This is a genomic window from Streptomyces sp. NBC_00009 (genome assembly GCF_045040855.1).
GTDB lineage: Bacteria > Actinomycetota > Actinomycetes > Streptomycetales > Streptomycetaceae > Streptomyces > Streptomyces aureus.
In genome coordinates, this window is the sequence record NZ_CP108312.1 from 1,559,879 (window position 1) to 1,583,808 (window position 23,930).

Annotated in this window: 24 protein-coding genes; 15 read left to right on the forward strand and 9 right to left on the reverse strand. The window is 70.5% G+C overall.

Translation table 11 applies throughout. From position 1 onward, the window contains the following. The first annotated feature begins 54 nt into the window (after window positions 1-54). Both OHA58_RS06990 and OHA58_RS06995 read left to right on the forward strand, forming a co-directional pair. Entirely contained in the window at window positions 55-1,365 is a 1,311-nt protein-coding gene (locus OHA58_RS06990; RefSeq protein ID WP_405477445.1) for an aspartate aminotransferase family protein, read from the forward strand. A 172-nt stretch (window positions 1,366-1,537) separates the two neighbouring features. Next, complete coding sequence (locus tag OHA58_RS06995) at window positions 1,538-2,734, forward strand: DUF3472 domain-containing protein (protein WP_405477447.1); 1,197 nt, start codon at window positions 1,538-1,540, stop codon at window positions 2,732-2,734. Window positions 2,735-2,770: 36 nt separating this feature from the next. Here OHA58_RS06995 and OHA58_RS07000 read toward each other — a convergent pair whose 3' ends face one another. Continuing rightward, window positions 2,771-4,327: a right-handed parallel beta-helix repeat-containing protein gene (locus OHA58_RS07000; RefSeq protein WP_405477449.1), complete on the reverse strand. Its 1,557-nt coding sequence runs from the start codon at window positions 4,325-4,327 to the stop codon at window positions 2,771-2,773. A gap of 154 nt (window positions 4,328-4,481) precedes the next feature. Continuing rightward, on the reverse strand, window positions 4,482-5,537 hold the full coding sequence (locus OHA58_RS07005; protein ID WP_116513338.1) for a M36 family metallopeptidase: 1,056 nt from the start codon (window positions 5,535-5,537) through the stop codon (window positions 4,482-4,484). 110 nt (window positions 5,538-5,647) lie between these two features. Here OHA58_RS07005 and OHA58_RS07010 point away from each other — a divergent pair, with 110 nt between their 5' ends. The 12 genes from OHA58_RS07010 to OHA58_RS07065 all read left to right on the forward strand — a co-directional run bounded on the left by OHA58_RS07010 (window position 5,648) and on the right by OHA58_RS07065 (window position 16,165). Further along, a complete protein-coding gene (locus OHA58_RS07010; RefSeq protein WP_405477452.1) occupies window positions 5,648-6,226 on the forward strand; it encodes a GNAT family N-acetyltransferase in 579 nt (192 codons plus the stop codon). Window positions 6,227-6,415: 189 nt separating this feature from the next. Then, window positions 6,416-6,499 (forward strand): putative leader peptide, encoded by an 84-nt coding sequence (locus OHA58_RS07015; protein WP_324902501.1) that lies wholly within the window; start codon window positions 6,416-6,418, stop codon window positions 6,497-6,499. A 118-nt stretch (window positions 6,500-6,617) separates the two neighbouring features. Then, window positions 6,618-8,315 (forward strand): nitrite/sulfite reductase, encoded by a 1,698-nt coding sequence (locus OHA58_RS07020; RefSeq protein WP_405477454.1) that lies wholly within the window; start codon window positions 6,618-6,620, stop codon window positions 8,313-8,315. Between the two features lie 145 nt (window positions 8,316-8,460). Beyond that, window positions 8,461-8,640, forward strand: coding sequence for a hypothetical protein (locus OHA58_RS07025; RefSeq protein ID WP_100591340.1), 180 nt, complete (start codon window positions 8,461-8,463; stop codon window positions 8,638-8,640). Next, a complete protein-coding gene (locus OHA58_RS07030; protein WP_405477457.1) occupies window positions 8,637-9,359 on the forward strand; it encodes a phosphoadenylyl-sulfate reductase in 723 nt (240 codons plus the stop codon). The genes OHA58_RS07025 and OHA58_RS07030 overlap by 4 nt, the downstream gene beginning before the upstream one ends. Next, window positions 9,359-9,925 carry an adenylyl-sulfate kinase gene (cysC, locus tag OHA58_RS07035; protein ID WP_405477459.1) on the forward strand — a complete coding sequence of 189 codons (567 nt, stop codon included), beginning with the start codon at window positions 9,359-9,361 and terminating at the stop codon, window positions 9,923-9,925. The genes OHA58_RS07030 and cysC overlap by 1 nt, the downstream gene beginning before the upstream one ends. Before the next feature lie 91 nt (window positions 9,926-10,016). Beyond that, a complete protein-coding gene (cysD, locus tag OHA58_RS07040; RefSeq protein ID WP_405477461.1) occupies window positions 10,017-10,955 on the forward strand; it encodes a sulfate adenylyltransferase subunit CysD in 939 nt (312 codons plus the stop codon). After that, window positions 10,956-12,314 (forward strand): sulfate adenylyltransferase subunit 1, encoded by a 1,359-nt coding sequence (locus OHA58_RS07045; RefSeq protein ID WP_405477463.1) that lies wholly within the window; start codon window positions 10,956-10,958, stop codon window positions 12,312-12,314. It abuts the gene before it with no gap. 230 nt (window positions 12,315-12,544) lie between these two features. After that, on the forward strand, window positions 12,545-13,660 hold the full coding sequence (locus tag OHA58_RS07050; protein ID WP_405477465.1) for an aliphatic sulfonate ABC transporter substrate-binding protein: 1,116 nt from the start codon (window positions 12,545-12,547) through the stop codon (window positions 13,658-13,660). Between the two features lie 49 nt (window positions 13,661-13,709). Further along, window positions 13,710-14,498: an ABC transporter ATP-binding protein gene (locus OHA58_RS07055; protein WP_405477467.1), complete on the forward strand. Its 789-nt coding sequence runs from the start codon at window positions 13,710-13,712 to the stop codon at window positions 14,496-14,498. Then, window positions 14,485-15,408, forward strand: coding sequence for an ABC transporter permease (locus tag OHA58_RS07060; RefSeq protein WP_116508494.1), 924 nt, complete (start codon window positions 14,485-14,487; stop codon window positions 15,406-15,408). Before OHA58_RS07055 ends, OHA58_RS07060 begins: the two co-directional genes overlap by 14 nt. 7 nt (window positions 15,409-15,415) lie before the next feature. Further along, complete coding sequence (locus tag OHA58_RS07065; RefSeq protein WP_405477469.1) at window positions 15,416-16,165, forward strand: sirohydrochlorin chelatase; 750 nt, start codon at window positions 15,416-15,418, stop codon at window positions 16,163-16,165. Between the two features lie 105 nt (window positions 16,166-16,270). Here the strand turns inward: OHA58_RS07065 and OHA58_RS07070 are convergent, their stop codons facing one another. Beyond that, the gene (locus tag OHA58_RS07070; RefSeq protein WP_405477471.1) at window positions 16,271-16,858 is read right to left on the reverse strand and encodes a TIGR03086 family metal-binding protein; all 588 of its coding nucleotides are present in this window, start codon (window positions 16,856-16,858) and stop codon (window positions 16,271-16,273) included. Window positions 16,859-16,909: 51 nt separating this feature from the next. Further along, a complete protein-coding gene (locus tag OHA58_RS07075) occupies window positions 16,910-17,917 on the reverse strand; it encodes a ketopantoate reductase family protein (protein ID WP_405477473.1) in 1,008 nt (335 codons plus the stop codon). Between the two features lie 385 nt (window positions 17,918-18,302). Here OHA58_RS07075 and OHA58_RS07080 point away from each other — a divergent pair, with 385 nt between their 5' ends. Then, window positions 18,303-18,455 carry a hypothetical protein gene (locus OHA58_RS07080; protein ID WP_405477475.1) on the forward strand — a complete coding sequence of 51 codons (153 nt, stop codon included), beginning with the start codon at window positions 18,303-18,305 and terminating at the stop codon, window positions 18,453-18,455. Window positions 18,456-18,474: 19 nt separating this feature from the next. Here OHA58_RS07080 and OHA58_RS07085 read toward each other — a convergent pair whose 3' ends face one another. The 5 genes from OHA58_RS07085 to OHA58_RS07105 form a co-directional block, all read right to left on the reverse strand. Next, the gene (locus OHA58_RS07085) at window positions 18,475-18,846 is read right to left on the reverse strand and encodes a DUF4440 domain-containing protein (RefSeq protein WP_405477477.1); all 372 of its coding nucleotides are present in this window, start codon (window positions 18,844-18,846) and stop codon (window positions 18,475-18,477) included. After that, the gene (locus OHA58_RS07090) at window positions 18,839-19,390 is read right to left on the reverse strand and encodes a DUF1697 domain-containing protein (protein WP_405477479.1); all 552 of its coding nucleotides are present in this window, start codon (window positions 19,388-19,390) and stop codon (window positions 18,839-18,841) included. Before OHA58_RS07090 ends, OHA58_RS07085 begins: the two co-directional genes overlap by 8 nt. 20 nt (window positions 19,391-19,410) lie before the next feature. Continuing rightward, entirely contained in the window at window positions 19,411-21,561 is a 2,151-nt protein-coding gene (locus tag OHA58_RS07095; protein ID WP_405477481.1) for a zinc ribbon domain-containing protein, read from the reverse strand. Further along, window positions 21,554-22,219, reverse strand: a complete 666-nt coding sequence (locus tag OHA58_RS07100) for an IS607 family transposase (protein ID WP_405477483.1) — start codon at window positions 22,217-22,219, stop codon at window positions 21,554-21,556. The genes OHA58_RS07095 and OHA58_RS07100 overlap by 8 nt, the downstream gene beginning before the upstream one ends. Window positions 22,220-22,502: 283 nt before the next feature. Further along, complete coding sequence (locus OHA58_RS07105; protein WP_405477485.1) at window positions 22,503-23,714, reverse strand: S8 family serine peptidase; 1,212 nt, start codon at window positions 23,712-23,714, stop codon at window positions 22,503-22,505. Between the last annotated feature and the right edge of the window lie 216 nt (window positions 23,715-23,930).

Genomic DNA, 23,930 nt, shown 5'->3' on the forward strand with positions numbered 1-23,930 from the left:
GGAGTCTCACTCCCACCGGAATCCGTGTCAACGCCTTGAAAACAGGAGGAATTGATGGCATATCACAAGAGCCGCGAGCTCTTCGAGCGCGCACGAGGGTCGCTCGCGGGCGGCACCAGCTCCTCCTCCCGCATCACCACCACCGGGTCGGAGCCCCATCCGCTGTACATGGAGAGCGGCTCCGGTGCGCGCATCCGGGACGTGGACGGCAACACCTACGTGGACTATCTGCTCGCCTACGGCAGCGCCGTCCTCGGCCACGCGAACCCGCTGCTCACCGACGCCCTCTCGACGGTCCTGGCGAGCGGCACCATGTTCGGCACGTGCAACGTCCCGGAGATCGAACTCGCCGAGAAGATCCGGGAGTCGGTGCCGTGCGCCGACCTCGTGCGCTACGCGAACTCCGGCTCCGAGGCGGTCCAGGGCGCGATACGGGCCGCGCGCGGCTTCACCGGGCGCTCCCTCGTCGTGAAGTTCGAGGGCCACTACCACGGCTGGACCGACACGCTCGCGGTGTCCAGCAAGTCGACGCGGGACGAAGTCGGCCCGTACGAGGCGCCGTTCGCGAAGCCGCACTCGCGCGGGATCCCGCAGGGCGTGCTCGACGACGTGGTGATCTGCCCGTGGAACGACGCCGGGGTCCTGCGTGACGTCCTCGACGCCCACCGCGGCCGGATCGCCGCGGTCATCTGCGAGCCGATCGTCGCCAACAACGCCTGCACGATGCCGGTCCCGGGCTATCTGGAGACCCTGCGCGCGGAGTGCACGCGGCGCGGCATCGTGCTCGTCTTCGACGAGGTCTGCACGGGGTTCCGCACCGGACCCGGCGGTGCGCAGGCCCTCTTCGGGGTCGTGCCCGACCTCGCGGTCTACTCCAAGGCGCTCGGCGGCGGGCTGCCCATCTCGGCGTTCGCGGGCTGCCGGGAGATCATGGAGCAGGTCGGCGACAACCGGATCAAGCAGGGCGGCACGTACAACGGTTCACCCCTGTGCGCCACGGCCGCCCTGGTGACGGTCACCCAGCTCGCCGATCCCGCGGTCGCCGGCCGGATCGACGAGGCGGGGCGGCGCGTCATGGAGGCGGTCCTGCGGGCGTCCCGCGACCACGGCGTGCCGTGCGCGGTCCAGGGGGTCGGCGCGATGTTCCAGATCGTGTTCTCGGCGGACGGCGCCCCGACCCGCCACTACCGCGATCTTTTCGCCGCCGATCTGGACCGCTACGAGCGCTTCCGCCACGAGCTGCTGGTGCGGGGCATCCACGTCAACGTGTACGGCCTCGCCTGCTGGTTCGTCTCCGCCGCACTCGAGGAGGACGACATCCGGCGCACCTGCGAGGCCGTGGACGAGGCGTTCTCGGCACTGTGACGGCCCTGCGCGCCCCCTCTTGCCCCACGCCGCCCGATGGCGCAAGATGTGCCCGGCGCGCGCGATCATGCTCTAAGTCGCGCACTTTCAATCACCTTCGCGCACCATGTCGCGCAGTGCAGCCCGATGCACTCCCTTCACGCATCCACCTCCATCACAGGCAGGGTTTTCGATGACTGGACGCTTCACCCGTTCCCTCAAGCGGCGGTCCGTGCCGCTCCTCGCGACGCTCGGCCTCGCCGCCGGAGCCGGCCTGGCTTCTGCCCCCGCGGCGAACGCGGACGACACCATCGGCACGACCCCGGGGACGTACACCTACTACTCGTTCCCGTCGGCGGCCGACGGGCTCAGCGAGGTCACCTGGTCCACGACGGTCGAGAAGGACCCCGGCTACAACGCGAACACCTTCTGGAGCCACCAGTTCGGCTTCAACGTCGGCAACGGCGCCTACATCGGGATGCAGCGCAACGGCGGCGACAAGCCGACGTTCCTGTTCTCGGTGTGGGACAGCTTCGAGCGCAAGCCCGGCTCGGAGGGCAGCTACTGCCTCCAGTTCGGCGGCGAGGGCGAGGGCTCCAGCTGTCGCATGAACCACGACTGGGAGGAGGGGCACACCTACACGTCCACGGTCGCCTACGAGGGCGACGGCTGGTTCGGCGCCACCATCCACGACAGGACCACGGGCGAGTCGTTCAAGCTCGGCAGTGTGCAGACGCCGGCCACCGCCATCAAGTCCACGGGCCTGATCGACTGGGTCGAGTACTTCGAGTGGAACGACCCGCGGGCCACCTGTTACGACCAGCCGTACTCGGACGCCCACTTCGGCCTGCCCACCGGCACCGCAGTCGGCGCCGGCGCGGCCGTCAGCTCGGTGACCAGGACGAAGAGCAACCCGCCGTGCGCCGCCGCCGTGGACGCGCGTCCCGACGGAAGCACCAACCAGCGTCTGGCACTGGGCAATTCGAAGCGCGCCGAGATCTCCGCGCCCGACGACAAGTGCCTCGCCCCGCGCGGCGCGAGCAAGGACGGCGCGGCGCTCACGCTCGCCGCATGCAAGGACAACGGCCCCGGCGCCTTCGAGCAGTCCTGGGTCCTCGCGGCCGACGGCACCGTCCGGCTGCCGTCGAACTACTGCCTGACCGCGAGCGACAAGAAGAGCGTGCGCATCGCCGACTGCGCGGGCGACATCGCCACCGGCGGCAAGGTCACCGACCCGGCCAAGCTGTGGAAGTACAACCCCGGCAAGAAGACCCTGGTGAACCCGGCGACCGGCCGGTACCTCACCCGGGACGGCTCCGGCGTGAAGCTCGCGCCGGCCGGAGCGGGCACGCAGCGCTGGAACGCGCCGGTGCCGGTCAGCGCCCCGTAGGGCGCCCCGACCAGGATCAGGGCGCCCCGCCGACCGTCACCGGTCGGACGAACTCCCGTTCCACGCGCCGATGTTGGGCGCCGCTCCCGGCACCACCGGGTTGCCCGCGAAGTCGCGGGTGCCCGCGTCGGCGAGCGGCGCCCCCGCGCCGAGTGCGGGCGATCCGGCACGCAGGGCGTAGGCGGCCGCGGCGTCCCCGTAACCCGTGGCAGTGCCCGGACGGGTGAGCAGCGGGTCGGCGGTGGCGCCACCGGGGTTGGAGGGCGTCGCGCCGATCCCGTACAGAATGTTGTGGGACGCGGTGACGCCGCCGGAGCGGAGTGTGAAGGCGGCCGTGCCGGTGCCCTCCTTCACGACGATGTTGTTGTCGAAGGCGATCTCGTGCCGGCTGGTGGTGTTCTCGTTGACGACGGTCTGGCTGACGCCGTCACCGACGTAGATCGTGTTGTGCAGGAAGCGGACCCCGGAGAACGAGCCGCGGCAGGTCTCGATGCCCCTGAAGTGGTCGTTCTGGCTGATGTTGAAGCGGATCACGGCGTCGCCGAGGGTTCCGTCCGCGCTGCAGACGAGGAAGAAGCCGCCCGCGTTGTCGTGGCTGTAGTTGTACTGGAAGACGGTCCCGAAGGAGCCCTCGTCGACGTCGTACGCCATGCCGTCGCGGGTCGTCTCGCCGCCGGACGTCTCGTTGTACTGGAAGACGGTGCCGTCCGCGTTCCACGGCCACATGCCCGCGTTGTATCCGCCGGAGCGCCGCTGGAAGCCGTGCAGGGTGTTGTGCTCGACCAGGGCGTTCTTGGTGGCCGTCATGACGATGCCGTCGCCGCCGAGGTCGTTCAGGGTGTTGCCGCGCACGACGACGCCGGTGGACGGGACCCAGTGCGGGCCGTTCGGGTCGTAGCCGCTGATGGCGGGCCGCTGGTTCCAGCTGGAGGAGACGAAGATGCCCTCGCGGTCGATGGTTTTGAGGGTGTTGTCCTCGACGCGCACGTCGTCGTAGTGCGTCTCCTTCGCCGACCCGGTGACGGAGAAGAGGATGCCCGCGGAGCCGTCGTTGTCCTTGGTGTCGTCGCCGCGGATGTCGTGGATGTCGAGGCCGGTGAGGCGGTAGTGCCTGCCCGTGCCGTAGTCGTTCAGGACCACGCGCACGCCGCGGCGCTTCGTGCCCGGGTTCGCCGCGTTGGTGATCTCCAGGTCGGAGACCTCGATCCACTGCGTGTTCCGCAGGAGGACGGTGTCGGGGGCGCCCGCTCCGTCGATCACGGGCTTCGCCCCGGTGCCGTAGGTGGCGATGCGGACGGGGCTGCCGGGGGCGCCCGCACCGTTCGGGGTGAGCGTGCCCGTGCAGTGGGTGCCGCGCTTGAGGAGCACCTGGTCGCCGGGACCCAGGTGCTGGGCGTTGACGGCGGCGAGCGTGCGCCACGGCGCCTTTTGGGTGCCCTTCTCGGGGCCGGTGCCGGCCCGGCAGTCGACGTAATGGGCGCGCGCCTTGAGCGGGGGGTCGGCCGTGGCGGCGGGGGCGGCCGCGAGGGCCGTGACGCCGGCGGTCGCGGCGGCGCAGAGGGCGGCGAACGTGGTGCTGACGCTGCGTCTCATGAATACCTCCGTGAGTGGTTGCGGGGGCCGGAGGGGATGGAGTCGCCCGGCGGGGTGGCTCAGAGCGTGCCGCCCGGCCGGGCCCGACTCCATGGACTTACGGAGGGGGTTCCTGGACATCCGCTGGTCCCGCACCCTCCGGTCCCGCGCGGACTCACACCCCGGGGATGCCCCGGGCCTGGAACGCCTTGCGCACGGCGTCCGCCGCGCTCTTTCCGTACATCTTCTGCGCGGTAGCGACGGTCGTCAGGGCCGCGTCCGTGAAGCTGGTGTCCGGGGCGAAGCCGAACTGCGCGTCGACGATGACGCGGTCGGCCGTGCGCGCGCCGAGCGCGCCCCTGATGTCGAACAGCGCCTGGGACCAGATCTCACCGTCCGCGTGCACCTCCCCCACCTTGTCGGCGTACGTCTTGCCGGTGTCGAGGCGACGCAGGCAGTGCGGGGCGGTGGCCGTGTACGAGACCGAGTCCCAGTCCGCGACACAGGCGAGGTCGGTCTTGCGCGGCCAGCCGTACTTGGCGTCCGCGTAGGCACCGACGGACGCCGCCAGGTAGTCGCCCCACGCCTCCCCGATGGAGCCGGCCTCCTCGGAGGTGCCGAACCCGGGGACCTGCGCGTTGTGCACGGCGTGTCCGTACTCGTGGACGATGACCTCGGCGTCCTCCGCGTCATCGACGCCGCCCTTGCCGAAGCGGATCTCGGCCTTCTTGTCGGTGAAGAAGGAGTTGTCGGCGCCCCACTGGTCGATACGGACCGGCTGCTGCCGGTCGTTGGCGCCGGGCAGTTCGCTGCCGAAGCCGAGGCTCTGGAGGTACTCCTGCGCCTCGTTGACCCAGAAGTAGGCCATGACCTGCTCGAACTGGTCGTCCTTGCGGTCGTAGCCGCCGGCGCCGGCGACCGAGGCGGCGCCGCCGGTGTTCGATCTCACGGAGACCCACTTGCCCGAGAGGCCGCCGCTCGCGTCGAGGTTCCGCAGGGCGGCGAGGGTGTAGGCGGAGGCGGGCACCGCGGTCGCGGAGTCCTTCGCGTCGGTGAGGGTCTGGTCGCCGGACGACTGGACGGGGTTGACCATGAAGATCCGGCCTTGCGGGTCCGCGGCCTGGGCACCGGCCGTGGCGGAGGCCGGGGCGGCGAGGGTCGCGAGGGCCACGGTGGTGATGGCCGTGGCGAGGAGACCGCGGGGTGTGCGGCGAGCTGTCCTGCGGGGCATGAACATTCCTCCGGGTGCGTCGTGCGCGGGGGGTGGCATGGCGCGGGCGGATCTTCCCGTATCCCGGACCGCTTTGGCCAGGGTGCGGGGCCCGTGATTGCCTGACGTGCATGAGCAACATCGCTGTGACCACCTGGTCCCTGGAGCAGACCGCTCCCTCCGACCTCCGGCCGGCCGCCGCACCCGAGGGCGGCGACTTCCGTATCGTCCGCGCCGAGGTGCCCTCGCCGGAGTTCAGCCGCTTCCTGTACGCGTCCGTCGGGGGCGACATCCTCTGGACCGACCGCCTGAGCTGGACGTACGCGCGCTGGCAGGAAGTCCTGGCGCGTCCGGGCACCGAGACGTGGGTGGCGTACGAGAAGGGGACTCCGGCCGGTTACGTCGAGCTGGAGGCGCAGGACGACGGCGTCGTCGAGGTCGTCTACTTCGGCCTCATTCCCGCCTTCCGGGGCCGCCGCATCGGCGGTCACCTCCTGTCTTACGCAGTGGCCCGCGCCTGGGACCTGGCCGAGCGGTGGCCGGACCGCACGCCGACGAAGCGGGTCTGGCTGCACACGTGCAGCAAGGACGGTGAGCACGCGATGGCCAACTACGAGCGGCGCGGGTTCCGCCTCTTCGACACGAAGGTCGAAGAGGAGCCCGAGGTGGCGACGCCGGGGCCGTGGCCCGGGGCGCAGCCGGGGGCGTAAGAGTAGGGACAAGAACTTGAGGGGCGCCGCGGGACACCGCGGCGCCCCTTCCCGTACGCTCCCCTTCTCTCCGGTCCATTCCCGTCCCCTCCAGTGACGCGCGACACATCTGTCCGCGATGCGAGACAGTCTTGTCCACCTTCTGGACAGTGGTGGACTGGGCCGAAAGTCCCATGACACGCTTCCGTCATGGATCGAGCTGGAATTGCCTTGGTGAGTCGGCGGCACGTCGACCTCGGCCGCATGTCCAGCGCCATGTGTCCGGTGAGCTGACTCCACCAGCACCGCCGCACTCTCTCCCCGTACAGCACCCTGCGCACCGCCGCGCCGTCGCGCGAAGTGTGCTGGTCAAAGCTGTCAGAGCCTCCGCCCGCCTGAAGGACGTACACCCATGGCTGCCACCCCTGAAAAGCCCACGACCGCCGCGCCGCGCCGCAAGGTGAGCCGTCACCGCGGCGAGGGCCAGTGGGCCGTGGGTCACTTCACGCCGCTCAACGGCAACGAGCAGTTCAAGAAGGACGACGACGGTCTCAATGTGCGGACACGCATTGAGACGATCTACTCGAAGCGCGGCTTCGACTCCATCGACCCCAACGACCTCAGGGGCCGCATGCGCTGGTGGGGGCTCTACACCCAGCGCAAGCCCGGGATCGACGGCGGCAAGACCGCGATCCTGGAGCCGGAGGAGCTGGACGACGAGTACTTCATGCTCCGCGTCCGCATCGACGGCGGCCGGCTGACCACCGAGCAGCTGCGCGTCATCGGCGAGATCTCGCAGGAGTTCGCCCGCGGGACCGCCGACATCACCGACCGGCAGAACATCCAGTACCACTGGATCCGCATCGAGGACGTGCCGGAGATCTGGCGGCGCCTCGAGGCGGTCGGGCTCTCCACCACCGAGGCCTGCGGTGACACGCCCCGCGTCATCCTCGGCTCGCCCGTCGCCGGGGTCGCCGCCGACGAGATCATCGACGGCACGCCCGCCATCGACGAGATCCAGCGCCGCTTCATCGGCAACAAGGACTTCTCCAACCTGCCGCGCAAGTTCAAGTCCGCGATCTCCGGCTCCCCGCAGCTCGACGTGGCGCACGAGATCAACGACATCGCGTTCGTCGGCGTGAACCACCCCGAGCACGGCCCCGGCTTCGACCTCTGGGTCGGCGGCGGCCTGTCCACCAACCCCAAGCTGGGCCAGCGCCTCGGCGCCTGGGTGCCGCTCGACGAGGTGCCGGACGTCTACGGCGGCGTCATCGGCATCTTCCGCGACTACGGCTACCGCCGCCTGCGCACCCGCGCCCGCCTGAAGTTCCTGCTCGCCGACTGGGGCACCGAGAAGTTCCGGCAGGTCCTGGAGGACGAGTACCTCCAGCGGAAGCTGGTCGACGGCCCCGCGCCCGAGCAGCCCGCCGGCACCTGGCGCGACCACCTCGGTGTGCACCCCCAGAAGGACGGCCGCTTCTACGTCGGCTTCGCACCCCGCGTCGGCCGTGTGGACGGCGCGACCCTCACCAAGATCGCCGAGGTCGCGGGCGCGCACGGCTCGGGCCGGCTGCGCACCACCGCCGAGCAGAAGATGATCGTGCTCGACGTGGCCGAGGACCAGGTCGAGTCGCTGGTGGCGGCGCTGGAGGCGCTGGACCTGAAGGTCAACGCGTCCCCCTTCCGGCGCGGCACCATGGCCTGCACCGGCATCGAGTTCTGCAAGCTCGCGATCGTCGAGACGAAGGCGCGCGGCGCTTCGCTGATCGACGAACTGGAGCGCCGCGTCCCGGAGTTCGACGAGCCCCTCACGATCAACATCAACGGCTGCCCGAACGCCTGCGCCCGCATCCAGGTCGCGGACATCGGTCTCAAGGGCCAGCTGATGCTGGACAAGGACGGCAACCAGGTCGAGGGCTACCAGGTGCACCTGGGCGGCGCGCTGGGCCTGGAGGCCGGGTTCGGCCGCAAGGTCCGCGGCCTGAAGGTCACCGCGGCCGAGCTCCCCGACTACGTCGAGCGGGTCCTCAAGCGCTTCCAGGCGGAGCGCGAGGACGGCGAGCGCTTCGCCACGTGGACTTCCCGCGCTTCCGAGGAGGCCTTGTCGTGAGCTCGGCGAGTGAGCCGAAGGGGCGCGCCGGTGTCGAGATGCCGAGCGCGCGGAGGCCCGAAGGGTTGAGCACGGTCGGTATCTCGACACCGGCAACAGGCGCCCCGGAGGCGAACCGAGCCTCCAATAAGAGGGAGGCCCTCTCGTGAGCGAGCGCGCCGCCCCCTTCTACTGCCCCTACTGCGGTGACGAGGACCTGCGTCCGAACGAGACCGGGCACGGTGCGTGGGAATGCGCGGCGTGCAATCGGGCCTTCCAGTTGAAGTTCCTCGGTCTGCTGACCCGGGGAGTTCAGCGCAACGACGGTGGAGGGGAAGACATATGACGACCACTCAGGCCACTGAGGTCACCGACCGGACCGAGCCCGACCTGCGGGAGCTCGCGGAGCGGGCCGGGCGCGAACTGGAGGACGCGTCCGCCCTGGAGATCCTCACGTGGGCGGTCGACACGTTCGGCAAGCGCTTCTGCGTGACCTCCTCCATGGAGGACGCGGTCGTCGCCCATCTCGCCTCGCGCGCCAGGCCCGGCGTGGACGTCGTCTTCCTCGACACCGGCTACCACTTCGAGGAGACCATCGGCACCCGGGACGCCGTCGAGGCCGTGATGGACGTGAACGTCATCACGCTCACGCCCCGCCAGACCGTCGCCGAGCAGGACGCCGAGTTCGGGCCGAAGCTGCACGACCGCGACCCCGACCTGTGCTGCGCCATGCGGAAGGTCAAGCCCCTTGAGGACGGCCTGAGTTCGTACACGGCGTGGGCCACGGGACTGCGCCGCGACGAGTCCCCGACGCGGGCGAACACCCCGGTCGTCAGCTGGGACGAGAAGCGCCGCAAGGTGAAGGTCTCGCCGATCGCCCGCTGGACGCAGGACGACGTCGAGGCGTACGTCGCCGAGCACGGTGTGCTGACCAACCCCCTGCTCATGGACGGCTACGGGTCTGTGGGCTGCGCCCCCTGCACCCGGCGCCTGCTCGAGGGCGAGGACGCGCGGGCCGGCCGCTGGGCGGGACGCAACAAGACCGAGTGCGGGATCCACGGCTGATGCCCGGACCCACAGAGACTTTGGAGAAGCAAGTGACCGGAGCCACCGTCTGGCTCACGGGTCTGCCGAGCGCGGGCAAGACCACCATCGCCAACGAGCTCGCCGAGCAGTTGCGTACCGACGGCCGCCGCGTCGAGGTGCTCGACGGCGACGAGATCCGCGAGTTCCTCTCGGCGGGCCTCGGCTTCAGCCGCGCGGACCGCGACACGAACGTGCAGCGCATCGGCTTCCTCGCCGAACTCCTCGCCCGTAACGGCGTGTTGACGCTCGTCCCGGTGATCGCGCCGTTCGCGGACAGCCGGGAGGCGGTACGCAAGCGCCACCAGGCCGGCGGCACCGGCTACCTGGAGGTGCACGTGGCCACGCCCGTCGAGGTGTGCTCCGTGCGCGACGTGAAGGGCCTGTACGCGAAGCAGGCGGCGGGCGAGCTCTCCGGGCTGACCGGGGTCGACGACCCGTACGAGGCGCCCGAATCGCCCGACCTGCGCATCGAGTCGCACACCCAGACCGTGCAGGAGTCAGCGGCCGCGCTGTTCGCGCTGCTCACCGAAAGGGGTGTCCTGTGAGCGACGCATGTGCGGCCGCCCGGCTGCAGACGACCACGATGCCCGCGCCTCTGCGCCGCGCAGGCGGAGAAGCGAACGAAAGGGAGTCGGCATGACGACCGTCGCACCCACCACCGGCGAAGAGACCGACAGCCCGTACGCGCTCTCGCACCTGGACGCCCTCGAGTCCGAAGGCGTGCACATCTTCCGTGAGGTCGCGGGCGAGTTCGAGCGGCCGGTGATCCTCTTCTCCGGCGGCAAGGACTCCATCGTGATGCTGCACCTGGCGCTCAAGGCGTTCGCGCCGGCGCCGGTGCCGTTCACGCTGCTGCACGTCGACACCGGGCACAACTTCCCCGAGGTCCTGGAGTACCGCGACCGCGTCGTGGCCGAGCACGGGCTGCGGCTGCACGTCGCGTCCGTGCAGGACTACATCGACCGCGGCGCCCTCAAGGAGCGCCCGGACGGGACGCGCAACCCGCTGCAGACGGTGCCGCTGACGGAGAAGATCCAGGCGGAGCGCTTCGACGCCGTCTTCGGCGGCGGGCGCCGCGACGAGGAGAAGGCCCGCGCCAAGGAGCGCGTGTTCTCCCTGCGCGACGAGTTCTCCCAGTGGGACCCGCGCCGCCAGCGCCCCGAGCTGTGGCAGCTCTACAACGGCCGCCACGCCCCCGGCGAGCACGTGCGCGTCTTCCCGCTGTCCAACTGGACCGAGTTGGACGTGTGGCAGTACATCGCCCGCGAGGGCATCGAGCTGCCGGAGATCTACTTCGCGCACGAGCGGGACGTCTTCAAGCGCTCCGGCATGTGGCTGACCGCCGGTGAGTGGGGCGGCCCCAAGGAGGGCGAGAGCGTCGAGAAGCGCCTCATCCGCTACCGCACCGTCGGCGACATGTCCTGCACCGGCGCCGTCGACTCCGACGCGGCGACCCTGGACGCGGTGATCGCCGAGATCGCCGTGTCCCGGATCACCGAGCGGGGCGCGACCCGCGCCGACGACAAGATGTCCGAGGCCGCGATGGAAGACCGCAAGCGCGAGGGGTATTTCTAAATGAGCACCACCACAGAGCAGTTGGCCGACCTGTCGGCCACCACCCTGCTGCGGTTCGCCACCGCCGGTTCCGTCGACGACGGCAAGTCCACCCTCGTGGGCCGCCTGCTGCACGACTCCAAGTCGGTCCTCACGGACCAGCTGGAGGCCGTCGAGCACGCGTCCCGCAACCGCGGTCAGGAGGCGCCCGACCTGGCGCTGCTCACCGACGGCCTGCGCGCCGAGCGCGAGCAGGGCATCACCATCGACGTCGCCTACCGCTACTTCGCCACGCCCCGGCGCCGGTTCATCCTGGCCGACACCCCGGGCCATGTGCAGTACACCCGGAACATGGTGACCGGCGCATCCACCGCCGACCTCGCCGTCGTCCTCGTCGACGCCCGCAACGGCGTCATCGAGCAGACCCGCCGGCACGCCGCCGTCGCCGCGCTCCTGCGCGTCCCGCACGTCGTGCTCGCGGTGAACAAGATGGACCTCGTCGACTACGCGGAGCCCGTCTTCGCGAAGATCGCCGAGGAATTCACGGCGTACGCGTCCGACCTGGGCGTTCCCGAGATCACCGCGATCCCGATCTCCGCGCTCGCCGGTGACAACGTCGTGGAGCCGTCGGCGAACATGGACTGGTACGGCGGCCCGACCGTCCTCGAGCACCTGGAGACGGTCCCGGTCAGCCACGACCTGACGAGCTGCCACGCGCGGCTGCCCGTCCAGGTCGTCATCCGCCCGCAGACCGCCGAGCACCCCGACTACCGCGGTTACGCGGGCCAGATCGCGGCCGGCACGTTCCGCGTCGGCGAGTCCGTCACGGTGCTGCCGTCGGGCCGCACGTCGAAGGTCTCCGGGATCGACCTGCTGGGCAAGGCGGTCGACGTGGCGTGGACGCCGCAGTCGGTGACCCTCCTCCTGGAGGACGACATCGACATCTCGCGCGGCGACCTGATCGTGCCGAGCGGCGACGCGCCCGCGACCTCGCAGGACGTCGAGGCGACCGTCTGCCACGTCGCCGACCAGCCTCTCGCCGTCGGCCAGCGCGTGCTGCTCAAGCACACGACGCGCACGGTCAAGGCGATCGTCAAGGAGATCCCCTCGCGGCTCACCCTGGACGACCTGTCCCAGCACCCCGAGCCGGGGCAGCTGGTCGCCAACGACATCGGCCGCGTCAAGGTCCGCACCGCCGAGCCGATCGCGCTCGACGACTACGCCGACTCGCGCCGCACCGGTTCGTTCCTCCTCATCGACCCGGCCGACGGGACGACGCTCGCCGCCGGCATGGCGGGCGAGGCGTTCGCCGGCAAGCCGCAGGCGGCCCACGCGGAAGAGACCGCGCAGGCCACCGACGACGACGGCTGGGACTTCTAGTCATGACGCCCATCGACATCTATGCGACGTTCGCGAAAGAGGGCGGCCGCGTCGGCAGCGGCGCCCTCGGCGCGGGCCAGGGCGGGGTCGGGCGATGTGCGTGCTGACGTACGCGCACTGCCTGCGCGCCCACACCCCCCGCGATCTGTTCGTACGAAGACGAAACCCTGCCGACCTCCCGGCCACGCTCTGAGAGCGTGACCGCCGGGCCAACGAGAGGACCACCTCCCGTGCCTGCCAACTCCGCCTCCTGGCGCCGCGGCCTCGCCGCCGTCGCCGCCCTGCCGCTCCTCGCGCTCGCCGCGACGGCCTGCGGCTACGGCTCCACGGCCAAGGACGACACGTCCGACAAGACGAACGTCGCCGCCAAGGGCAAGAAGCTCTCCGCCGACACCGTGAAGATCGGTTACTTCGGCAACCTGACGCACGGCACCGCCCTCGTGGGCAACCAGAAGGGCTTCTTCCAGAAGGAGCTCAAGGGCACGCAGGCCAAGTACCAGATCTTCAACGCGGGCCCGTCCGAGATCGAGGCGCTCAACGGCGGCTCCATCGACATCGGCTGGATCGGCCCCTCGCCGTCGGTCAACGGCTTCACCAAGTCCCAGGGCAAGAGCCTGCGCATCATCGGCGGTTCGGCGTCCGGCGGGGTGAAGCTGGTGGTGAACCCGAAGACGATCAAGTCCCTGGACGACGTCAAGGGCAAGAAGATCGCCACCCCGCAGCTCGGCAACACGCAGGACGTCGCGTTCCTCAACTGGATCGCCGAGAAGGGCTGGAAGGTCGACGCCAACAGCGGCAAGGGCGACGTCTCCGTGGTCCGTACGGACAACAAGATCACCCCGGACGCCTACAAGTCCGGCTCCATCGACGGCGCCTGGGTGCCGGAGCCGACCGCGTCCAAGCTCGTGGCCGAGGGCGGCAAGGTTCTCCTCGACGAGTCCGACCTGTGGCCCGACAAGAAGTTCGTGATCACGAACATCATCGTGTCGCAGAAGTTCCTCAAGGAGCACCCGGACGTCGTCGAGGCCGTGCTGCGCGGCTCGGTGAAGACGAACGCGTGGATCAACGCCAACCCGGACGAGGCGAAGGCCGCGGCCAACAAGCAGCTGGCGGCCGACTCCGGCAAGGCGCTGCCCGCGGACGTGCTCGACCCGGCCTGGAAGTCGATCCAGTTCACCGACGACCCGCTGGCCTCGACCCTCGACACCGAGGCGGCGCACGCGGTGAAGGCGGGCCTGCTGGAGAAGCCCGACCTCAAGGGCATCTACGACCTCGCACCGCTGAACAAGGTCCTCAAGGCCGAGGGCAAGGGCGCGGTCCCCGACGCCGGCCTCGGCGTCAAGTAACCGCGTCAGGCAATCCCGTAATCGCTTGAGTTCCCAGGAGGTGACGACCATGGCAACGACCCTCGCCAAGGCCGTGGACGGCACGGAGACCACCGGCCACGCCGCGCGGATCGAGCACGTCTCGAAGTCCTTCGCCACGCCCGCCGGGCAGCAGCTCGTCCTGGACGACATCACGCTCGATGTCGCTCCGGGCGAGTTCGTCACCCTCCTGGGAGCCTCGGGCTGCGGGAAGTCGACGCTGCTCAACCTGGTCGCGGGCCTCGACCGGCCCTCGTCCGGCGAGATCAGCACGCAGGGCCGGCCGGCGCTGATGTTCCAGGAGCACGCCCTCTTCCCGTGGCTGACCGCGGGCAAGAACATCGAACTGGCCCTGAAACTGCGCGGCGTCGCGAAGGCCGATCGCCGCACACGGGCGGAGGAGCTCCTGGAGCTCGTCCGGCTGAACGGCGCGTACGGCAAGCGGGTGCACGAGCTGTCCGGCGGTATGCGCCAGCGTGTGGCGCTGGCCCGGGCGCTCGCGCAGGACAGCCAACTGCTGCTGATGGACGAGCCGTTCGCCGCGCTCGACGCCATCACGCGCGACGTGCTGCACGACGAGCTGACCCGTATCTGGCGCGAGACGAACGTCTCCGTCCTGTTCGTCACGCACAACGTCCGCGAGGCGGTGCGGCTCGCCGAGCGGGTCGTGCTGCTCTCTTCGCGGCCGGGCCGGGTGGCGCACGAGTGGCGGGTCGGCATTCCGCAGCCGCGCCGCATCGAGGACACCGCCGTGGCGGAACTGTCCGTCGAGATCACCGAACAACTGCGTGGGGAGATCCGCCGCCATGGCCAGCACTGAGACGACGACCGCGAGCAAGGACACGGGCGCCGTCAAGGACTCGGGCGCCGCACAGGACCTGGCCGGTCTCGAAGCGGGGCTCGACGCACTGGAGACCGTGCAGACCGCCCGTACCCCGCTGCGCCAGACGCTGGTCCAGAAGGTGCTGCCGCCGCTGACGGCGGTGCTCCTGGTCCTGGTGGTGTGGCAGGGACTGGTGTCGTTCAAGATCGTCGACGACCCGAGCAAGCTGCCCTCGCCGTCCGCGGTGTGGGACGAGGTGTCCGACGCGTGGTTGCAGGGGACGCTTCTCGACTACATCTGGACGAGTGTGTCGCGCGGCCTGCTCGGCTTCCTGCTGGCGCTGGTGATCGGCACACCGCTCGGCCTGGTCGTCGCCCGGGTCCGGTTCATCCGGTCCGCGATCGGCCCGATCCTGTCCGGCCTCCAGTCGCTGCCCTCGGTCGCCTGGGTCCCGCCGGCCGTGATCTGGCTGGGCCTCGACAACAAGATGATGTACGCCGTGATCCTGCTCGGCGCGGTCCCCTCGATCGCCAACGGCCTGGTGTCGGGCGTCGACCAGGTGCCGCCGCTGTTCCTGCGGGCCGGCCGCACCCTCGGCGCGACGGGCCTGCGGCACACCTGGCACATCGTGCTCCCGGCCGCGCTGCCCGGCTATCTCGCGGGCCTGAAGCAGGGCTGGGCGTTCTCGTGGCGCTCGCTGATGGCCGCGGAGATCATCGCCTCGTCGCCGGACCTGGGCATCGGCCTCGGACAGCTCCTGGAGAACGGCCGCAACGCCAGCTCCATGTCGATGGTCTTCCTCGCCATCTTCCTGATCCTGATCGTCGGCATCGCCATCGACCTGCTGATCTTCAGCCCCCTGGAGCGGCGCGTCCTGCGCAGCCGCGGTCTCCTGGTGAGGAGCTGACCCCGCCATGCACCAGCGCCCCGCCCGCCCGGTCCTGCTCGTGATCGCTCACGGCAGCCGCGATCCGCGCCATGCCGCGACGGTCCACGCGCTCGTACGCGAAGTACGGGCGCTGCGGCCGGGGCTGCGCGTGGAGACGGGGTTCCTGGACTTCAACGTCCCCTCGGTGAACGGCGTCCTGGAGTCCCTGGCGGCGGAGGGCGTGCGCGACGTGGTCGCGCTCCCGCTGCTCCTGACGCGCGCGTTCCACGCGAAGGCGGACATCCCGGCGGTCCTGCGGCAGGCCCCGGCCCGGCTGCGGATCCGCCAGGCGGAGGTGCTCGGCCCCTCGCCGCTCCTGACGGCGGCGCTCGAACGCCGTCTGTACGAGGCCGGGCTCACCCCGGCCGACAAGCCCACGACCGGGGTCGTCCTGGCCTCGGCGGGCTCCACCGACCCGGAGGCGATCGCAGTGATCGCTGAAATCGCGCGGGAGTGGCGGCACACCGGTTGGTGCGCCGTGCGACCTGCGTTCGCCTCCGCATCTCTGCCGCGCACGGAGGACGCCGTGGCTGGGCTGCGCGCCGAGGGCGTCCGCCGGGTGGCGGTCGCCCCCTACGTCCTGGCCCCCGGCTTCCTCCCGGACCGCATCGCCCGCGGCGCCTGCGAAGCGGACGTCCTCGCGGACGTACTGGGCCCGGCCCCGGAGGTGGCACGACTGCTCGTGCGCCGCTATGAGGCGGCGACGGTACGGGAGTTGGTGGCGGTGGGCGCCTGAGGCGACGCGTCAGGAGACCGCCGTCCCCTCATCCCGTCTTCTCCGAGACCGTCAGTTCCTCCGAGGCGTCCAGTTCCTCCGAGGCATTCAGTTTCTCTTCGCCGTTCAGCGCGGTTCCCGCCCGCTCAGCGCAATCGCCCGGTGGAACAAGGGCGCGTCGGCCGGCACCGGGACCGCGTCGGCGAAGCCCTCGTACCGGCGGTATTCCTCCGCGTTCGCCTCGACGACGTCGAGCAGGAGGCGGGCCGTGTCGTCGGGGACGTGGAACTTCTGTCCGGTGGCGTGGGCCACGTCCCAGCCGTGGAGGGCCAGTTCGGCGACGAGCAGGCGGGCGATCTCGGGCGCGGGCGTCTTCGCGAAGCCCAGGTCGATCTCGCCCTCCCACACCTGCGGGTCGGACCAGGCGGCGACGGCCCGTGCGAGCTGTGCCGCGTATGCCTCGGCCCAGTCGGGGTCGGCGGTGAAGTCGCGTGCGGTGAGTTCGTCGGGGAGCTGCTTGCGCAGGGCCCGGTGCTCCAGGCCGTGCGAGGTGTAGAGGACCCAGTGGTTGACGAGGGCGCGGACGTCCCAGTCGCCGCATCCGCTCGGCTCGGCCAGGCGCGCCGCGTCGACGCCCCGGGCGACCCTGGCGGCCTCCGCGGCGCATTCCTTCATCGACGTGTACTCGATCATGGAGGTGTACTCGTTTTCCATGCGGAAAGCGTCTCGCGCGGGGGCGGCCGGCGGCTTGAAGAAATGCGACAGCTACCGCGTCGCCGCGTCGGCCTCCGCCACGAGGTCCGCGATCGTCATGGACCCGGCCGGCCTGCGCTCGCGGGCGAAGCGGTCGGCCACCGACTGCAGGGCGTCGTTGACCGGGGTCGGCACGCCGTGCAGCCGTCCGAGCAGGCCCATCTCGCCGTTGAGGTAGTCGGACTCGATGGTGCCCGTGCCCCGGCTGAGGGACTGCCACGACGAGCCGCCGCTGCGTTCCGAGCCGTCGAAGGGCTCGAACCGGATCTTGTCGCCGCGGGACTCCTTCTCCTCCTCCTTGGAGGCGAACGCGATGCCCGCCACACCGAGCACGGCCTCGCCCTCCGCGCGGGCGCGCCCGTGGAGGGCGAGCCCCTCCTCGCTGGTGATCACCCCGGACACGGCCTCGATCGCGTTGGCCAGGTTGCCGAGGAGCTTGGCGTACTTCCAGCGCATCACGTCGGGCACGACGGGGGCCTCGAAGAAGGACTTCTCCAGGTCGGCGGAGATGCGGTGGGCAATCTCGTCGGTGCCTCCCGGGTACCGGCCGATGTGCAGGATGCCGGTGAGCGGGCTGCCCGCGGCGGACACGACGCCGGGCTCGACGAACGTGGCGGGCAGCCACACGCACATGCCGTACACGCGCCGGAAGAGCCGCAGCGCGAGGCGCTCGCTCTCCACTCCGTTCTGCGCGCAGACCAGCGGCAACAGCTCGGCGGCGGTGCCGCCTCCGGCGACCGGCCGCCCGGCCCACGCTTCGAGCGCGGCGACGCTGTCCTGGGTCTTCACGGCGAGCACGAGGACGTCGTCCGGGCTCAGTTCGCCGAGCTCCTCGGGTCCGGCGACGACCGGGAGGCGGTGGATGTGCGGGCCGTCGGGGGTGACGAGGCGGAGTCCGTGGTCCCGCAGTGCCTCGTACTGCTTGCCGCGGGCGACGAGGACGACGTCGTGCCCGGCCTGTGCGAGCCGGCCGCCGATGGCACCGCCGACCGCCCCTGTTCCGATGATGACGTAGCGCATGCCAACGAGACTGTCACAGAAGGCTGTAGGGGCCACTCACGATCGGGCAAACTCTCGCGCTCCGCGCACTGAGGCGTGCGAGCCTGCTCCCCGTGCGTACACGCTTGGCCCTCTGGGGGGCCGGACTCCTCTGCCTGCTCGTGGCGGTTCTCGGCGGCTGCTCGGCATCCCGGCAGTGGCGGCAGGCGGAGCGGATCGACGCGGCTCCGGTCCGCGTGACCGGCGTCGTCACCGCCGTCGAGCACGTGCCGAAGAGTGGGTACGAGCAGGTGATCGCGTACGAGGTCCAGGGTCACCGGTACACCGTCAGGAGGTCGCTGGGCACGGGCCCCGGCAGTCCCGGGGTCACCGGGTGTGTCTGGAAGCCGCCCGCGACCATCCCGGCGTGGTGCGGCTCTGCGGTGAGCGGTACCCGTCGGGCGACGACATGTATCCCACGTACGTCCTGGTCGCGGTCGCCGGAGCCATCGGGGCCTGCGTCCTCGCGGGCGTCGCCGTCGGGGTCCGCCGCCGCTCCCGCTCGAAGCCGGCGCGCTGACGTCACCGCGCCGCCGCGCTCACTCCCGGCTGAACGGCGTCCCCTGGTGGAAGTACAGCAGCCAGCAGCCCTCGACGCCCTGCCGCCAGAGTGAACTGCGGTGTGCGCAGGCGCCGTTGCGGTCGGTGTCGAAGGTCAGATGGACGAGCCCGGGGCCGAGTCGCACGCCCTTCATCCGCGAGACGGTGAGGGGCCGCACGCCCGGCTCGCGCGTGGCGGAGAGCTCGGCGATGATCGAGGCGCGGTCCCAGCGGCGGCCCGACGCGCCGAACTCGAAGTAGTCGGGGTGCAGCAGCGCGCCGAGCAGCTCCGGGGAGCGGCGCACGGCCGGGTCGAGCAGCCGCAGTTCACCCTCGATGGCGGCGTCGACGGCGTCGTCGAGCTCAGGCACCGGTCATCTCCACGAGCTTGACGACGGTGTTCCAGTTGCGGGAGGTGGCGATGAGGCCCTTGTTCAGGGCCGGCCGGGAGAGCACGGCGCCGAGCTTCGAGCGGCCGAGGCCCTCGGGGGCGTAGAGGTACAGCTCGCGCGGGCCGAGCCGGAAGTCCTCGGGGGCGAACTCGGCCGGGTCGACGGAGGCGAACCGCTCGGGGTCGACAGGCCCGGAGAAGTAGGTGACGTGCAGCTGCTTGCCTTCGAGCGATTCGGCGTCGAAGGGGCACGCGTCCGCGACCGACGCGAGGTAGGCGTGGTCGCGCACGATCACGTCCACGGCGAAGCCGAACTCCTTCTCGATGGCCTCGCTCAGCTCGGTCGCGAGGGTCTCCTCGTCGCCGTGTTCGCTGCTGAACGTCGCGTTGCCGCTCTGGAGGTACGTCCGTACGTCGCCGTGCCCGAGGCCTTCGATCAGGGGGCGAAGCCGCGCCATCGGGACCTTTTTGCTGCCGCCCACATTGATGCCGCGGAGCAGTGCCGCATACGCCTTTGTCGCCATGGGGACACGATAGAGCGTCTCTAGAATCCTGTGTTTGCCTGAGTGTTCCGGGCTTTTCGGGCGCGGCGTGGCCGTGTGCGGTTGCCTTGGTGGGGTCCGAACCTCGGGGTGAGGGGGTGGACCTCGGTGGCGTACACATGGTGGAAGCCGGTCCGCTCGGCACTGCGGGTGCGTTGCCGACAGATTCTGTGTGAGACCCGCCTCCGGCCAGCCCGAAGAAGTGCTTCTTCGGGCTGGCCGGAGGCGGGTACTCCATGACCTGGCACCGGCTGGACTGCGGCTGGTGCCTGGGTGTCATGCCCCGCCGGACGCTTTACCACCCTGGTGGGGGTGGTGGCGGGGACCGTACGCGCATCAAGCGCACGGGGGGAAGTCTGAGGGCCCGGACCGGGGTCCGGGAGGGCGGCAGCGCGGCGGCCGCTGCGACGTCCGGGGCTGCTGGGCCCGTTGGGGGTGGGGCACCCCTTGCCCGGGGTGGTCTTGGGTCCGCGCGGGTGGGCCGTGGCTGTCTCGGCCTGGCGCTGGCGTCGCAGCCGTCGGGTGGTCTTCTTCGGACGCCGCACCATGCTCACGGTGCCTTCCACCGTGGTGCGGATGGTCCGGATGCCGGTGGACCGGTCGAGGGTGGTGTGGGCCCCGGCGAGCAAGCCGCGGGAGACGATCCGGCGGGACGCCGCGTGGTCCCGGTCCAGCGACAGCCCGCACCCGGCGCACTGAGCCCATTTCCATCCCCGCTCGGACATCCGGTCGGGGGCGGGGTGGTGGGTCAGGGAGTTCAGGCAGGTCGGGCAGAGCTTGGAGGTGCCTCGGGCGGGGACGGTGACCACCGCGATGCCGCTCTTCGCGGCGAGGTGGTGCATCGCCTCGGCGACGGTGCCGCGGACCTGTCCGGACAGGCGGGCGTTGCCCTTGCGGTGGCCTCGTGCTTCGAGGGTGGCGAAGTCTTCGAGGTAGATGACGGACGCGCCGAGCGCGACCGTCTGGTCGACGGCCCAGCGGGCGGCCGCCCAGGCCAGCGCGTCGTTCAGGTGCCGGATGCGGGCGCACACCCGCGCATGCTCGAGTGCCAACACCCCTGCCCGTGCGGCGTGTTCACCCCATCCCAGGTGCGGGGAGCCCAGGCCGTCGGCCAGGGCCTGATAGTGGTCACGTTTGGCCGCGAGGTGCTCGCGGTGGCCACGCAGCCGGTGGAGTCTCGCGCTGATACCGGTGGCATCGAAGATCAGCGGACGGCCGTCGGTGACCACGCGCGTGCCTGCTCCCCGTCCGGTGAGGCGGCCCAGGGTGCCGGTGAGCAGAGTGTTGACGCCCCAGTCGAAGCCGAGCCCCACCGTATGACCCGTCGCCTTGAGGGCGGGTGCGGACTTCGAGTGCGGCAGGTCGACCGCGATGCGGCCGGTTCGGGTGGGACGCAGGGTCGGAGTGTGCAGCACCGCATCCGCATCGACGGCGGAGGGCAGACGGACGTCCAGGACATGCCAGGCCCACTGCCGCCCCGTAGCGGGGGCCGCGCACAGGGGGAGCTTGACTCGCATCCGGGCGGTGGCCGCGTCAAGGCGGACCAGGGTTACCTGCTGGCGGTCCATCGCCGCAAGGAGCACCAACGGCGCGATCTGCGGCGGGTCTTCCAGAGCGCACAGTCCGGCGGGCAACTGCCCGTGCTCGGCCAGATGCGCGCGGATCTGCCGGGTCCGGTTGCGGATCTCCGCGCCGCTCACCCCAGGGGGCAACAGCTTCCGCAGCGCCGCCCACTCCGCTTCGGTGCGACGGCGGGGATCGTCTGGCCAGGTGGCCAGGAGCGCGGCCACGAGGGCCCGCCGGTGCAGAGCCAGGCGCAGGGTGCGGGCCGCGTACTCCTCGGCGCCCCGGCGCACCCGGTCCGAGACATACACCCCGGCCGGGGGCACCGCCGCGCCGGTCCAGCCCAGACGCCTCAGCGCCATCCAGCCCTTGGACGGCAGCACCTCGCCCTGCACGTCGAATCCGGCGGCCAGCACATCCAGGGACTCCTCGTCCCACCGGGAGGTGACCAGGGCGCCGGTCATCTCCTGGCTCAACCGGGCCACAAACCCCACCCGTTCCAGCAGCAGAGCCTGTCCAACCCGCTCACCGGTGGACTCCATGACACCCGAGAAGGCGGTACACGTGGCGGTCGCCATCAACCTAGCCACGCCTCTCACCCTCAACTCCGACTCCGACTCCGACTCCGACTCCGGTGGCAGGGTTCTCCATGCGGACCTCGGCCTCGGCCAGGAGCCTTCGGCGCGCCTCGCGCGAACGCAACCCGTACATGCGACCGGCGAAGGTGGCGACCAGCGACATGAAGTCGTCCAGCAACTCCTCCATCCCTCCGGCCGCCCCCTTGACGTGCAACACCTCGACGGTCACGTGATGATGTGCCAGCACCTGCGTCAGCCAGCCCGCACCGAAGCGGGCCAACCGATCGCCGTGCGTGACTCGTACATGGGTGAACTCGCCCCGCGCGGCCCGCTTCAACAGCCGGTCCAAACCCGGCCGCGACTCCCTCAGCCCCGAGGCACGGTCCTTGAAAACCGCGACGACCGTCCCAGAAGCAGAAGCCCGCAACTCGGCCTCCTGCGCGGCCAGCGACGACTCCTGCCCACTGGTGCCCGAGACCCGTACATACAGCGCCTCACGCCGACCACCAGCACCCGGACCACCGGTCAACTCCTCCAACGCGGCACTGGAGAAGCGTCGTTCCCGCCCCACCCACACCACCGGAACCTTGCCCTCGTTCGCCCACAGCCGCAGCGTGCCCGGATGTACACCCACCCGCCGCGCAGCCACCGCCAACCGAAGAAGTTCCATGAACAGGAACCTATGACCCCACCCTCACCTGAGACCCCAAACCGGCTTGAACATCACACCATCGCGGGAGGCGAGCCAGAGTTGCCCACAGGCTCACGCGCGCTCTGGTACGTAGCATCCATAAGGATCCTTAAGCCGAAACCCCAACAGTTGAAGAGCCTGTCTTCGAGCCCCGACCGGATCAGCGCGGGGCGGCTGGTCGGGGCTCGAAGACAGGCTCTGGGCGGCCGCCGCGCCCCGTGGGGGAGGGCACGGCGGCCGCCGGTCAGAGGTGCAGCCGGTGCTACTCGACGATCTTGAGGAGCTTGTTCGGCGTGCCCTCGCTCGCGTTGGAGATCTTGTCGGGGGTCGCGCCGTCGGTCAGTGCCTTGGAGACGTCCGCGGGGGTCGCGTCCGGGTGACCGCTCAGGTAGACGGCGGCGGCGCCCACGACGTGGGGGGTCGCCATCGACGTACCGGAGATGGTGTTGGTGGCGTCGTCGCCGGTGTTCCAGTCGGAGGTGATGTCCGAGCCGGGGGCGTAGATGTCCACGACGGAGCCGTAGTTGGAGAAGTCGGACTGCTCGTCTTCCTTGGTGGAGGAGGCGACGGTGATGGCCTCCTTGACGCGGGCCGGGGAGCCGCCGGACGCGTCGGTCGACTCGTTGCCCGCGGCAACCGCGAAGGTGACGCCGGAGGCGATGGCCTTCTGAACGGCCGCGTCGAGCGCCTCGTCGGCGCCGCCGCCGAGGGACATGTTGGCGACGGACGGGCCCTGGTGGTTCTTGGTGACCCAGTCGATGCCAGCGACGACCTGCTCGGTGGTGCCCGAGCCCTCGTTGTCGAGGACGCGGACCGCGACGATCTTCGCCTTCTTGGCAACGCCGTGCGCCTCACCGGCGATGGTCCCGGCGACGTGCGTGCCGTGGCCGTTGCCGTCGTCGGCGTTGTCGTCGTTGTCGATGGCGTCGAAGCCGGAGGTGGCGCGGCCGCCGAAGTCCTTGTGGCTGACGCGGACGCCGGTGTCGATGACGTACGCGGTCACGCCCTCACCGGCGCTGTCCGGGTAGGTGTACTTCTTGTCGCCCGCGGTGTCCGCCTGGTCGATGCGGTCGAGGCCCCACGACGGCGGGTTGTCCTGGGTCGCGTCGATGTGGAATTTCTTGTTCTGGACGACCTTGGCGACCGTCGAATCGGCGGCGAGGCGCTTGGCCTCGGTCTCCGAAAGACCGTTCACGGAGAATCCGTTGACGGCGGAGGAGTAGGCGCGCTTCAGCTTGCCGCCGTACTCCTTGGCGAGGTCCTGCTTGGCGTCCGTGTTCGTCTTCTGGTCCAGCAGCACGATGTAGCTGCCGGAGACGGCGCCCTTGGCGTCGAGCCCGTAGACCTTGCCCTCGGCCGGGGTCGAGGCGCCGGCCAGGGAGCCCGCGAAGACGGTCACTCCGACCGCGGTGGCAGCGGTGGCTATCGCCGCGGTGAGCTTCATCGTGCTGCGGGCACGCTTGTGAGTTGCCATGAAGAGGGGTCTCCTCGTGGTTTCTGTGGGGGGGTTTGTGGGGGGTTTGCTGATGGATCTCATGCATCCCCCGGCAATCTCCGGAAGATCTCCGGGGGTTGGCACGAAACCCTGTCCGATTGACGCGACCAGATCAAGACCTACATACAGCTGTGACTTGTTCAACAAGCCTTCGTAATAACAATTCGGGCTTCGACCGACACTTCGGACTCCGGG

What these genes read in the sequence shown, in the direction of transcription:
- OHA58_RS07065 (WP_405477469.1), top strand. Translation starts at nt 15,416, where the DNA reads ATGCACCAGCGCCCCGCCCGCCCGGTCCTGCTCGTGATCGCTCACGGC.
- OHA58_RS07010 (WP_405477452.1), top strand. Translation starts at nt 5,648, where the DNA reads ATGAGCAACATCGCTGTGACCACCTGGTCCCTGGAGCAGACCGCTCCC.
- OHA58_RS06990 (WP_405477445.1), top strand. Translation starts at nt 55, where the DNA reads ATGGCATATCACAAGAGCCGCGAGCTCTTCGAGCGCGCACGAGGGTCG.
- OHA58_RS07060 (WP_116508494.1), top strand. Translation starts at nt 14,485, where the DNA reads ATGGCCAGCACTGAGACGACGACCGCGAGCAAGGACACGGGCGCCGTC.
- OHA58_RS07100 (WP_405477483.1), bottom strand. Translation starts at nt 22,219, where the DNA reads ATGGAACTTCTTCGGTTGGCGGTGGCTGCGCGGCGGGTGGGTGTACAT.
- OHA58_RS07070 (WP_405477471.1), bottom strand. Translation starts at nt 16,858, where the DNA reads ATGGAAAACGAGTACACCTCCATGATCGAGTACACGTCGATGAAGGAA.
- OHA58_RS07045 (WP_405477463.1), top strand. Translation starts at nt 10,956, where the DNA reads ATGAGCACCACCACAGAGCAGTTGGCCGACCTGTCGGCCACCACCCTG.
- OHA58_RS07090 (WP_405477479.1), bottom strand. Translation starts at nt 19,390, where the DNA reads ATGGCGACAAAGGCGTATGCGGCACTGCTCCGCGGCATCAATGTGGGC.
- OHA58_RS06995 (WP_405477447.1), top strand. Translation starts at nt 1,538, where the DNA reads ATGACTGGACGCTTCACCCGTTCCCTCAAGCGGCGGTCCGTGCCGCTC.
- OHA58_RS07020 (WP_405477454.1), top strand. Translation starts at nt 6,618, where the DNA reads ATGGCTGCCACCCCTGAAAAGCCCACGACCGCCGCGCCGCGCCGCAAG.
- OHA58_RS07105 (WP_405477485.1), bottom strand. Translation starts at nt 23,714, where the DNA reads ATGGCAACTCACAAGCGTGCCCGCAGCACGATGAAGCTCACCGCGGCG.
- cysD (WP_405477461.1), top strand. Translation starts at nt 10,017, where the DNA reads ATGACGACCGTCGCACCCACCACCGGCGAAGAGACCGACAGCCCGTAC.
- OHA58_RS07005 (WP_116513338.1), bottom strand. Translation starts at nt 5,537, where the DNA reads ATGCCCCGCAGGACAGCTCGCCGCACACCCCGCGGTCTCCTCGCCACG.
- OHA58_RS07055 (WP_405477467.1), top strand. Translation starts at nt 13,710, where the DNA reads ATGGCAACGACCCTCGCCAAGGCCGTGGACGGCACGGAGACCACCGGC.
- OHA58_RS07000 (WP_405477449.1), bottom strand. Translation starts at nt 4,327, where the DNA reads ATGAGACGCAGCGTCAGCACCACGTTCGCCGCCCTCTGCGCCGCCGCG.
- cysC (WP_405477459.1), top strand. Translation starts at nt 9,359, where the DNA reads ATGCCCGGACCCACAGAGACTTTGGAGAAGCAAGTGACCGGAGCCACC.
- OHA58_RS07015 (WP_324902501.1), top strand. Translation starts at nt 6,416, where the DNA reads ATGGATCGAGCTGGAATTGCCTTGGTGAGTCGGCGGCACGTCGACCTC.
- OHA58_RS07075 (WP_405477473.1), bottom strand. Translation starts at nt 17,917, where the DNA reads ATGCGCTACGTCATCATCGGAACAGGGGCGGTCGGCGGTGCCATCGGC.
- OHA58_RS07030 (WP_405477457.1), top strand. Translation starts at nt 8,637, where the DNA reads ATGACGACCACTCAGGCCACTGAGGTCACCGACCGGACCGAGCCCGAC.